Consider the following 12,018-nt stretch of genomic DNA (forward strand, 5'->3'; position numbering starts at 1 on the left):
ATTAATCGGCATTTGCTCCGAATGCCCTAGCTGGGCGTCTTTGGAAGTAAACTTTGTTTAAATGTTTATACATTTGTAAGTTATTTAATAAAAAATCTACTTTTCTTCTAAGTGTTTCGGGCGGTGAGATCGACATTACTATAACAGGCCGCCAGAACCGGCCTGATGTCGGCACTTTTAACCGCTAATCATGGATAGTTTGGAATTGTCTGATCATCAAGAGGATGGTCCCGCTCAGCCCGCACCTCCCGGCCAGGGTCCGGACAGGCTTTCGCGCCGGCCGAAGTTTCCTGGTGAGTCGGAAATGCTGCTGAAAAAGGCATTTGAATCGGACACCAATACGGGTATCGAGCTGCTTTTCCGCTGGTATTACCGGCCGTTGTGCAGCCATGTGGTGCGGTATGTCTCGTCGAAAGAAATAGCCGAGGATATTGTTTCCGAAGTTTTCTACAAATTCCACAGGGACAAGGTTTTCGCAACCGTGGAAACATCTTTCCGCAACTACCTGTTTTCCGCCGTGCGGTACAGCGCCTTTGACTACACCCGCCTCGAAATGAAGCGGAATACCTCGCTGGAACATGCCGAATATGTGACGCTTCAGCCGGAACAGCAGCCCGACCATATCACCCAATATGAAGATCTGTACAACGACGTGCAGAACGCCATCAACGCGCTTCCGCAAAAGCAGCGCCGGGTATATCTCATGCACCGGTATGAGGGCAAAAAATACAGTGAGATCGCGGCGGAGCTGGGCGTATCGTACCGGACTGTGGAGTCGCAGATGTACACGGCAATGCAGGAACTGAGGAGGATTATTAAAGCCAAATGGCTATTCGCGCTGCTCGCCCTATTCAATTAATCCTTGCCTCCCGGGGCATCGGAACACATTATCGCAAAAATTAACCATGAAAGATCCAATAAGCAAAGAACTGATTTTCAATTACTTTTCGGGAAATGCGACGGCATTTGAAAAGAACCTGATCGACCGTTGGAGCGCCGATCCGCAGGCCAGGGAACAATTGTTCATCTGGTTGGTGGAATGGGAAAATCAGAACATCCAGTACAATGCCGACGTCGATGGTGCGATTATCCGCCATTTCTCGCGGATAGACGAGCAGACTGAGGAAACCATTGCCGGGCCAGCCGCGGCACAACCGTTACAAAGGTTACCGGCGCAACGAAAATCATGGCTTATCGCAGCGGCGGTGACGTTGCTGCTCCTTGCGGGTGGCTGGTTCGCGCGTGACCACGTGCGTTATGAAATTTACACCACCGGTTTCGGTCAGATCGAGCGGCTGGTATTGCCCGACGGCAGCAAGGTGGTACTCAACGCCAACTCCACGCTCCGGGTTCCGCGGTTCGGTTTTGGGAAGACGACCCGGGACGTATACATGACCGGGGAAGCGGATTTCGCCATTACGCACACGGAGAACCATCAAAAATTCATCGTACACACGGAAAAGAATTTTGATGTGGAAGTGCTGGGCACCGAGTTCAATGTATATGCGCGGCCGAGGCGCTCGCGCGTGGTGCTGAACAAAGGAAAGGTAAAACTGCATTACCTGAAAGGCTCGGAAACCGATCAGATCGTAATGAGGCCCGGTGACCTTGTCACTTTCGACGCGCCTGGGCAGGCATCCGTGAAGAAAACAACCAACCCGGCCAACTACTCGGCCTGGAAAGCCCATCGCTTTGTGTTTGAAAATGAGAGCCTGCGTGACATATGCGATCTGTTTGAAGACAATTTCGGTCTGAAAATCCACATTCCTGACTCCACGCTCGCCGCCCAGACAGTCTCCGGCTCTTTCACCGCACTGAATGCCGAAGAGCTCTTCGAAATACTGGCCGACGATTCCGGATTATCCTATTCCCGCTCGGAGGATGGAAAAGTCATTACGCTCGACTATTAATGTCATTAATCTAAACCCCTGACTACTACACCAACCCCTTAATCTTTTCTTACCCCGCTTAAAACCCATTTTCTATGAAAAAACCGTTACGATCCCTTCTATTTGTGCTGGCTGCCGCTAGTGCCGGTTCCCCCGGTCATGCACAGTTGCTGGCCGCCATCGGGCAGCGGCAGCACCCGTTCGTGGCCCAGCAGTCTACCAGAAGCCTGAAATCAGTATTGCAGGAGTTCAAAATCCATTACAAAGTCGACATCCTCTATTTCGACAGCGTCGTACAAGGCTACGAAGTGCCGTTAAGTGCGCTGGATTTTCAGGCCAGTGCGGAAAAATCCCTGTCCCGGATTCTGAAACCGCTCGGCCTGCAATACCGCAGGTCCAAAACGGGCGGGTATATCGTGGTCAAACCGTTGAAAGGTGATAAGAAAACCCAGCAGGCACCGGTATCGAACGCGCCCGACCAGCCGGCCGACAGCCCTCTCAGGCAATTTTCTTTCTTCGCCTCCACGGGTGGACAAACTGCCGGCGTCCCAGCCGAAATCGTGCTCAAAGGCAAGGTATCCGATGAAAAAGGGGCGGGACTACCCGGAGTAAGCGTAGTGGTGAAGGGCACCCAGCGTGGGACGATTACGGATGAGCGCGGTGAGTTTTCCGTGGAGGTCATTGACAAAGACGCCATTCTCGTCTTTTCTTTCGTCGGCTTTTTGTCGCAAGAACAAACCGTGGGTAACAAAACCCGGATAGATGTAACGCTTGCGTCGGACGTTAAATCACTGGAAGAGTTTGTGGTGACCGGTTACAGCTCTCAGAAAAAGTCGTTGATGACCGGCTCTGTGGTGAGCATGAATGTGACCGAGGAAATGCAGACAATGCCCACAACATCGGCAGGTAACCTGCTTTCGGGAAGGCTCGCCGGTGTCAATATCAAAACGCCTAACGGGATACCCGGTACCAATCCGGAGATCAGCATCAGAACCCGCTCTTCTCCCAATAACCAACCGGTAACCTATGTGATTGACGGGGTGATACGCGGATCAGCCGATTTCAACAACCTGAGTCCGAATGAAATAGAGACCATCACTGTATTGAAAGATGCGGCTTCGGCTGCCGTCTATGGTTCGCGTTCTGCGGGTGGCGTCATCCTGATCACCACCAGGAGGGGTAAAGTAGGCAAGCCCTCGTTTAACTACTCCTTCAATACCGGGTTTGATACCAGGACTAAAAATGCATCGCGGACCAGTGCCGTAGAGGCGGGCGAGCTTTACAACCGCATCAACGGCACGACGGACCCCGCAGGCTGGGCGTGGACACAAGCGGACTTGGACCATTATAAAAATATCGATAATGGCTGGGGATATGATCAGCTGGAAGCTGTTTGGCGCAATCCTTCTACCTCGCAACACAACCTCAGCGTAAACGGTGGCAACGAAAAGGTAAGATACTACGCCGGTGCATCCTACGTGAAACAGAACGGCTTTCTCAAACCACTTACTTACGATAAATATAACATCCGCCTCAACGCCACAGTTGATGCGACAAAGGATTTACAGTTTTTCGCAGGGTTGGGGCTCAGCAATAACATCCAAGGTGTTCTAACCTGGGAGGGCACGGAGGCCCTGTATAGAAAATTGCTCGTTTGGCAACCAGATCAGCCTGTTTTTACAGACGGCGGAAAACCGATTGACTACGGATGGATTGCCAACGTAGGAGCGACGGTCAAAGGAGACGGAGGGTACGACAAAATCAACTTTCTGAAACCGCAGATCGTATTGAATGCGACATACAATATCCCCGTGATTAAAGGCCTGAGCGCCAAGGTGGCATTTAGCAAAAATTTTGAATACAAGCGGGAGAAAATCTTTCAGAAGAGTTATTTAATGAATGTGATGAAGCGCGACCCTGTTAACAAGCATATTATCTCCACAAAGGATGCGGACATTTTGAGCACCAAAGCTTCCACAAATATTGCCAAGGATTATCTGCGTACTAACGTAGACTGGGCGCAGGATTACCAGGTCGATCTGCAATTAAGCTACGAGAATACATTCAACAACCTTCATCACGTACAGGGCCTGGTCGTTTATGAAAAAGCGGAATCCAGCGGAAGCGGTATTTTTGCAGGACGTGAAACATTCCCCGTATATACCACGGATCAGTGGTGGGCCGCCAGCAGCGCACGCGCCGATGACTATGCAGGCGGAAAGACCGATTTTACCATCGGGCGGGCTTCTTACATCGGCCAGTTCAATTACGATTATGACAGCAAATATCTCGCTGCCTTTTCATTCCGTAAAGACGGCTCTATGAACTTTGGACCTGAGAAAAGATGGGGTGTTTTTCCGGCAGGATCGTTGGGCTGGGTGGTTTCGAAAGAGAACTTCTTTCCCAAGGCTTCCGGAATTGATAATCTTAAACTTCGGCTATCTGCCGGTCTGACCGGAAATGATGTGGCGAATGATGTGAACGGCGATCCGATCGTGACCGGCTGGCAATGGCAGGAATCTTACAAACAGGGAACTTCCGCCTATTTTGGTACGGATGCAAAAACTGCTACCGGCGTTACTTACGGATCTGTCGTGAACCCTAATTTGACCTGGGAAAAATCATTGACCTATAATGCGGGTGCCGACATTAACTTTTTGAAACACTGGACAGCAACCCTCGAATATTGGAACCGCAAATCATATGACATTCTGGGTTTGAGGGTCGTTTCTGTTCCTCCAACATTTAGCCTGAACTTGCCGCCGGAAAACTATGGCGTGATTAAAGCGCGGGGATTTGATTTCAGCCTGGGTTATGCAAGCTCCAAGAAGGCCTTCTCTTACTACGGGAATTTGACCGCTTCATACGGTTGGAACCGGATCGTTAAGCAGGATTATGCTCAAAATGCACAGCAAATAGACATTCCGACTGGCCGTTCGTTGACCGTCATACGCGGATACCAGTTTGACAAGATCATCCGCACACAAGCAGAGCTAGATCAATTCAACAGTGAACATAGCAATTACAAGGATAATGGAATGACGCCTGCATTAGGAATGATGGTGTATAAAGACCTGAGCGGTCCGGCCGGTACCCCAGACGGGATCATTGACACCTACGACCGGGTGGTTCTCAAAAAGAGCAATTTTCCGATTGTGTATGGGTTGAACCTGGGCGGAAGCTGGAAAGGCATCAGCGTTGATCTGATGTTCAACGGGAATCTCAAACAACAAAAATCGTATCGGGATCTTGCGGGCGGGGTAGAGTGGAACCGTTTGTATTCAGGATGGTATAGCGACAGCTGGACGGCACAAAATCCCAATGCCACCTTGCCCAAAGCGATATCGGCAACCCAGTCTAATACCTACAATGCAGCGTCGACATTTTGGTACCGGAACGCTGGTTTTGCCCGGTTGAAATCTTTGACCATAGGCTATACCGTGCCCCCAAGGCTTTACAACAAGGCTTTGGAAAGTGTGAAGTTTTACTTCTCGGGGACCAATTTGTTCAACCTCACCAAATTCTCTTACTACGATCCTGAAATTGAAAACGGATTTGCATATCCCGTCATGCGTAGTTTCAACTTTGGTATCAATGTCACATTCTGACCCTTCAAAAGGATTTCATCATGCGTAAACATATAATAAAACTCTCATTGTTCTGCCTGGCGGTGGGTGCCCTTCCCCAGGCCTGCACGCCCGATCTCGACTACGTCAACACCGGCGCCATCAACCCCGACAACGTCTGGAACGACGAAAAGCTGATCAATGCATTTCTGACTGACATCCACGGCAATATGATCCCGTCGTGGCCAGTGAATGGCAACAGCAGCGACGAAGCCATGAATGCGCCCGGTTCGATGGGAAATTACCTCAGGGGCATCATCAGCGTCGCCTCCGATGGTCAGGACCTGGTTTACACCAATATCGACAAGATCAACTTTTTCCTCGCGAAGCTGCCTACCGTATCTCCCACCGTACTTTCCGAGGAGAAAAAGAAGCAGATGACCGGCCAGGCGCTTTTCTGGCGTGCATGGGATTACTTCGGTAAAGTCGTCACTTTCGGAGGTGTGCCCCTGATTTTGAATCCGCAGGACCCGTCCAACAAGGAAAGCCTATTCATCCCCCGCAACAAAACCTCGGAATGCGTGACGCAGATCATTGCGGACCTGGATGCGGCCATCGCCTCCCTGCCCGATCAATGGGATAATGCCAACTATGGGCGCATTGACAAGGGTGCTGCCATGGCCCTCAAAGGCAAAGTGCTGCTCTGGTACGCGAGCCCGCTATTCAACCCGTCGAACGACCCGTCGCGGTGGCAGAAAGCTTATGAAGCCAACAAAGCGGCCGTAGACTTCCTGAAAGCGCAGGGAAAAGGCCTTCTCGGTGCTTACGGGCAAATTTGGAAACAGGAGCGAAATAAGGAGGTAATTATGGTGAATCAATTTTCTTACCCCGATCACCCGTTCAACCAGGCTGGCATCCGCCCGCAGCCGCTCACGCAGGGGGACGCGAACCGAAACCAGCCGCTGCTGCCATTGCTGCACGCATATCCCAAAAAGGACGGCTCACCCATGCAGTTTGATCCGGCAAAACTTTTGAACGATCCTGCTTACAACGAGCAGTACATGACTGATTTCGTGACCAACCGCGACGACCGGTTCTATGCGACCATCTTCACCGGCGGAACACCTTACCCTACACCCGACCTTCCTACCGGCACGCGGTACTGGAGCGCGTGGAGAAAAGCGGCGGACGCCAGTGCTCCCGGTGGTTTCAAATACATATCGCTTGCCAGCGACCAGAAGGCTGTAACGATCGGCGCGGGTGTATCGGGCTTCTTCGAGATCAAGGGACTTGACAACACGCTCACCAGCACGGTCATCGGCAATGCAGCAACCGACTGGGTGGAAATACGGTTCGCGGAAGTGCTGATGAACTATGGCGAAGCCGCGAATGAAGCTGGCAAGGCCGATGAAGCATTGCAGGTATTGAAGGACATTCGCGCGCGGGCAGGCATCACGCCGGGCGCAGCGGGCAAATATGGGATCGCGGCTGCCTCTCAGGCCGAAATCAGGGAGGCTTATATCAGCGAGCGGTTTGTAGAATTCGCGTTCGAGAACAAGCGCTGGGGCGATCTGCGGAGATGGAAGCGGTTTGACCTGGTCAACCAAACGAAGTTCCGTCAGGGTATCTATTTTGTGTTGAAGGATGGAGAAAAAATTGAATGGACGGATGATATTTCAAATGCGGCCGTTCGCAAAAAATTCACGGCCGTATTCATCGAAAACCTTGACGGCGATCCGCAATACAAGTACAATCTCGATCAGAACCACTGGTTTTACCCGCTCAGCCAGAAGAACCTGGAAGCCAGTTCCGTGTTGAAGCAAAATGCGGAATGGGGTGGAACATTTAATCCGTTAGAATAATAATAAAAGCAGGTCCCTGGGGCGATGATGCTTACTTCGAGAGAATAGGCATCATCGCTTTTTTATAAAGGTTTTACCTTTCGGAATGCGTGTTTAATCATAATTACCCGGCTATGCGATTTCAGATTTCCAAAACACTTATTTTAAGCCTGATTGCCGTTCTTCTGGCGTCCTATTCCCATGCCCAGCACGATTTCAATACCCGTTATTTTAAAATCCATATCAACAATAAGGGATGGATCACCAGTATGAAAAACGTCACGGGAAAACCGAACCAGCGCGAGTTCAGCCCTGCCGACAAGCCGTCGCCGTTGCTGTCCCTGTTTGACAGTAAAAAGAACAAGTATTACCAGCCGATAAAAGCCATTTTTAATCAAAACAAACAGGCAGTCACGTTGCATTATCCCAATGGTTCGGTGGCTACGGTTTCGCTGGTCCCTCATGAAAAATACTTCAAACTGACGCTGCAATCGCTCACTCCGCGTAACGGTATCGACAATGTGCAATGGGGCTCCTACCATACCAATATCACCAACCTCTTCGGAGAAATCATCGGCGTGGCGCGCGATACGAGCGAAGCTGTCAACTACGCCATCGGAATGCTTGCGCTCAATGATAACACCCTCGGTGGCACGTCCGAAACCGTGGCCGATGCCGCGCCATTCCAGTACATCATCCACAGTCCCGACAAAAAACGTTTCCCGCTTCCTGCGCACCTGCACGAGGGCCAGGTGTTCCCTATCGGCGGCGACGGTATCAGCGATGTGGCATTTTACGCGCATAAGGAGCCTTATTACCGGATACTGTATGGCAACGCCGCGCAGATCGACCGACAAGGGAGAATATCCATTGCATACAATTCGAGGGACAGGGCTCCCAAACGGACCGTATTCTTCTCCCTAATCCCGAATATGGAGGCCAACATTCCCAACCACCTGGACGTACAGCCGCTGCCGGGCATCGATTATGTAGGATCCTCCGTAGCATTCTGGGGAAGCCCCGATAGTACCGCGTTGCTGGATGTAATACAAAATATCGTCTTGTCCGAAGGCTTGCCCTACCCTACTTTCAATGGCAAATGGGTCAAGGACCCTTCCGCCTACACGCCCGACGTGCTCACAAGCGGCAACGTGTACGATAGCATTGTACCGTACACGCATCAGTTGGGCTTCAAGGCCATCAGCCTTTACGACCAGGGTTTTATCCGCCCCGATCGTAGTAACGGAGGATATATCGACGGGAAGAATTTCGAGAAAAAGCCGTTGAAGATGGCGGCCGGGAACAAATCGCACAAAGAACTGTCCGAAATCGCCGCCCGGCTGGGTATTATCATCGGCCGCACGCCCATTACCACCGCCCTCGCGCCCGGTACGCAGGATGCCAGCCCATTTCCGAGTGATAGCCTTTGCTACCAGCAAAAGCGCATTCTGACAAAAAACATCGGAGCCTCCGATACACTGATATTCATCAACGATCCGCAATACCTCGATGAAATAGCCAGTTGGGAAGGCCATTGCAAGAACCTCAACATGATCAAAATCGGCAAGGAGCTCATTCACTACCTGGGCGTTTCCAAAGAGGCGCCCTACCGGCTCCTGAACGTGAAACGCGGCTACTGGAACACCGCTACCGCCAGCCATGCGGCAGGCGACACCATTTATAAGCTGCAAGTGACGATCAACTACGGTTATGACGGGCTGATCCCCAATATGCAGCTACAAGATCAGATCGCCGAGTACTACGCGACCCTTTGCAAGGTAAACGGCCTGGCCTATTACGATTTCGATGGTCAGGAGTTTTTGTTCAACAACGGCCACGGTTACTACTCCGTCAAACGCTTTTTCCACCACATGTTCGATAAAGCCAAAGCCCTGGGGGTGCCGTACATCCGCTTCACTGGATCTACGCTTTCAGAAGGCTCGTGGCATTACCAGAGCATCTGGAATGTGGGTGGTGGCAAAAATCTTTACGATGTCGAGACTCGGGAATGGGGCAGCAGTACCAGCCAGGGAAAAGATCTGCGTGATGTAACCTACGCCAATTTCTTTCCGTCCGGCATGGGCGGCAACTTCCCGATCAAGGCAGGCTCCACCGTGGCGCAGTATGAGCATATTCAGGCTATTTCCGTGGGCATTGGCTCTACTTACAGCCTCCAAATCAACCAAAAGGATGTGGAAGCCTGCACAGAAAAATATGCGATTTTCAAGGCCATCAGAACATGGGAAAATGCCCGGGCTGCCGACGCATTTCCAAGATGGGTCAAAAAGCAGCTGGCCGATCCTGCAAACCAGTTCCATCTCGAAGAACTCGACAAGGATACCTGGAAACTCTTCCAAACTGACCTGGACGGTAAAAACAGCAGGCCATTCTGCACACTCAAACGATCGGTACATTAACAAATCAGGCCCGTGGCAAAAGCTGCGGGCCTTTTTATTATAAAAGCCCGCAAATCAACGATCTGCGGGCTTATGCATCACCGATTAACCTAATGGACTAAATAGCATGATTATGCCATAACAGCCTTTAATTTACGATTACTTCGTCGACAAACAGCCAACCTTTATTGCCTTTGCCCGAGTGCCATGCAGGTATTTTCGCAAGCGGTTTCGCAACGAGCTTGATGCAGCTCAGTTGCTGTGGCTCAAATCCGGCTTCATACACAATATTCTCCGTGCCCGGAATATCTTTCGCCGGCACGCCCGGGGTGATCACTTTCAATAACTTCAAGGTTTTCGGATCGGCACCGCCCCATACTTCAATCCTGGTAGGCTCAAAAATAAAGCTTCCGAAGCTCCGCAATGTACTCACTGTCACCACACTGGCTTTCACCGGCTTTTTGAAGAACAGATAGCTCTGGAAATCATTCTCGACATATCCCAGCCAGGTGCCGCTCACCCGCTCGGTGTCGCCGACCTTGCCGTCGGAGATCGAAGCGGCGCCTTTGGCATGGTACCGCTGGTCGACCGGCGTGATCAGTTGTACGCTGTCGACGTGGAAACCTTCTTTGAAAAACAGCTTGCTCACTTCTGTGCTACCGTACCATCCTTTCCTGAATGCCCTTGCTTTGAGCTTTAAGTTTCGGTTGATAGCAATAGGCTTGTCGTAAACAGGCGAACTGACGCTATCGGGCTCGGAGCCATCCAGCGTATAGCGGATGACGGTACCCGCGATCTGGTGCTTCATAGCGACCGTTTCCCCCTTGCCTATCAGCTGCTTTTCGTTGACGATTACCGGCGGGTTGAGCGCCATTACCAGGGTATCGCTGCGGAAACCAGTTTCAAATGCAATTTTCTGTCCTTTTTTCAAAGTTTCCAGCTCTTGCGGGCTAATGCCCGTGCTCCACAGATAAACCCTTTTAAGCGCCGGGAAACCTTCGAGCGATTTGACGTGCGCCATGGTAATGCCGGTACCGCTCAACGAAAGTTCCCGCAGATTGGCCAGCTTTTTCAGCTCCGTCAGGTTGCCGCCGGTAATGTCCGTAAAGTTCAGTATCAGCCTGCGCAGCTCGGGAAATTTGGCCAGTGTTTTGAGATCTTCGTCCTTCACAGGCATTTTGCTCAAATCCATGGAAACGATCTGGTCTTTCAATGGCAGCAGGCCTTCGATGTCCTGGCTTTTGAAATTCGCCCTGTTGTAAAAATTCACGAATAGTGCCGGAGATCCTGCGGACAATGGCTTGATGAGCCGGTAGTTGGTATTGAGTTTCTTCACCTCGTCGGCCGAGGCCGCACTGAATGTGTATTGTTCCTCCGTACGGTCCCCGCCCAGTACATTCTGCGCGTAGGAATACACGGGGTTCTGGGGCGGCAGGGAGCTCACGAGTTGATCGAAGCGCGAACCGCTTTTGACCCAGGCCGCGAGCAGTACCACTTCTTCTTCCGTCAATTGCACCTTACCGCGCGGCGGCATATGCTTTTTATCATCCAGCGGCAAATGCAGACGGCTGATCAGCAAGCCCAGGTCTGCCTTGGTAGTGTCCCAGAGCATGCCGCCTTTTCCGCCTTTTTTAAGCAGGGCTTCCGTCTGCATTTGCAATCCGCCTTTCGATTTCTCCTCATTGTGGCAGGAAAGACATTTCTGCTCGATCACCGGTTTCACCAGATGCTCGTACACTTTGGCTTCCTCGAAAGCCACGTGCTGAGCCGGTTCGGCCGACGGTCCTAGCGGGGAAATGAGGAAGTCCTCACCGTGGGTAAGATTTCCGCCCAGGTGCCCACCTACAAAAAGCAGCACCAGGAATGCCCCGGCAACCACCTTTGCACCGGCCGTCCACGGCAACAGGGATTTTCTTATCCCGTACCAAACCACCGCCGCAATGGAAATGGCAATGCCCAGCCATTTATGCCAAAGCAATGTATCCGACTCGTAACCTTCCTCGTGCGACAGCACAAATCCGGAAAATGCAGCCACCGCAGCAGTAACCGTACCAATAACCAGCAGGCTGTCGGCCAGCCCCTCATTCCAGGCAGGAGAATCCGGCTTCCGTACAATCATTACCCATAGGCTGTAAAGAATCAGTACCACCAATGGAAAATGCAGCACGAGCGGGTGCATTCTCCCCAAAGCCTGCATCCATTGCGGAACGGCGAACCGGCTTTCGAAGAACAACAGAAATACGAGCAATCCATTCAGGAAGAAGGCAATGTTGTAGACGTACCCTTTCCAATCCGACAAAATTCTACTCACTGTATTAGAGGTTTG

6 protein-coding genes are annotated in these 12,018 nt (G+C 51.4%); 5 read left to right on the plus strand and 1 reads right to left on the minus strand.

Annotated features, from left to right (window positions below; all coding sequences use genetic code 11):
- The first annotated feature begins 190 nt into the window (after nt 1–190).
- The 5 genes from AC2YIT_RS16660 to AC2YIT_RS16680 all read left to right on the plus strand — a co-directional run bounded on the left by AC2YIT_RS16660 (nt 191) and on the right by AC2YIT_RS16680 (nt 9,713).
- Nucleotides 191–859: a sigma-70 family RNA polymerase sigma factor gene (locus tag AC2YIT_RS16660; protein WP_430848798.1), complete on the plus strand. Its 669-nt coding sequence runs from the start codon at nt 191–193 to the stop codon at nt 857–859.
- Nucleotides 860–905: 46 nt separating this feature from the next.
- On the plus strand, nt 906–1,910 hold the full coding sequence (locus AC2YIT_RS16665; RefSeq protein ID WP_487279888.1) for a FecR family protein: 1,005 nt from the start codon (nt 906–908) through the stop codon (nt 1,908–1,910).
- Nucleotides 1,911–1,984: 74 nt separating this feature from the next.
- Nucleotides 1,985–5,497: a SusC/RagA family TonB-linked outer membrane protein gene (locus tag AC2YIT_RS16670; protein WP_487279889.1), complete on the plus strand. Its 3,513-nt coding sequence runs from the start codon at nt 1,985–1,987 to the stop codon at nt 5,495–5,497.
- 20 nt (nt 5,498–5,517) lie between these two features.
- Nucleotides 5,518–7,317: a RagB/SusD family nutrient uptake outer membrane protein gene (locus AC2YIT_RS16675; RefSeq protein ID WP_487279890.1), complete on the plus strand. Its 1,800-nt coding sequence runs from the start codon at nt 5,518–5,520 to the stop codon at nt 7,315–7,317.
- Between the two features lie 113 nt (nt 7,318–7,430).
- Entirely contained in the window at nt 7,431–9,713 is a 2,283-nt protein-coding gene (locus tag AC2YIT_RS16680; protein WP_487279891.1) for a hypothetical protein, read from the plus strand.
- A 127-nt stretch (nt 9,714–9,840) separates the two neighbouring features.
- Here AC2YIT_RS16680 and AC2YIT_RS16685 read toward each other — a convergent pair whose 3' ends face one another.
- Nucleotides 9,841–12,003 (minus strand): FN3 associated domain-containing protein, encoded by a 2,163-nt coding sequence (locus tag AC2YIT_RS16685; RefSeq protein ID WP_487279892.1) that lies wholly within the window; start codon nt 12,001–12,003, stop codon nt 9,841–9,843.
- Nucleotides 12,004–12,018: the final 15 nt, after the last annotated feature.

It is taken from the genome of Dyadobacter sp. SRI_021, from assembly GCF_057586235.1.

Excerpts from the sequence above, each read along its gene's own strand:
- AC2YIT_RS16680 (WP_487279891.1), top strand. The coding sequence starts at position 7,431 with ATGCGATTTCAGATTTCCAAAACACTTATTTTAAGCCTGATTGCCGTT.
- AC2YIT_RS16660 (WP_430848798.1), top strand. The coding sequence starts at position 191 with ATGGATAGTTTGGAATTGTCTGATCATCAAGAGGATGGTCCCGCTCAG.
- AC2YIT_RS16670 (WP_487279889.1), top strand. The coding sequence starts at position 1,985 with ATGAAAAAACCGTTACGATCCCTTCTATTTGTGCTGGCTGCCGCTAGT.
- AC2YIT_RS16675 (WP_487279890.1), top strand. The coding sequence starts at position 5,518 with ATGCGTAAACATATAATAAAACTCTCATTGTTCTGCCTGGCGGTGGGT.
- AC2YIT_RS16665 (WP_487279888.1), top strand. The coding sequence starts at position 906 with ATGAAAGATCCAATAAGCAAAGAACTGATTTTCAATTACTTTTCGGGA.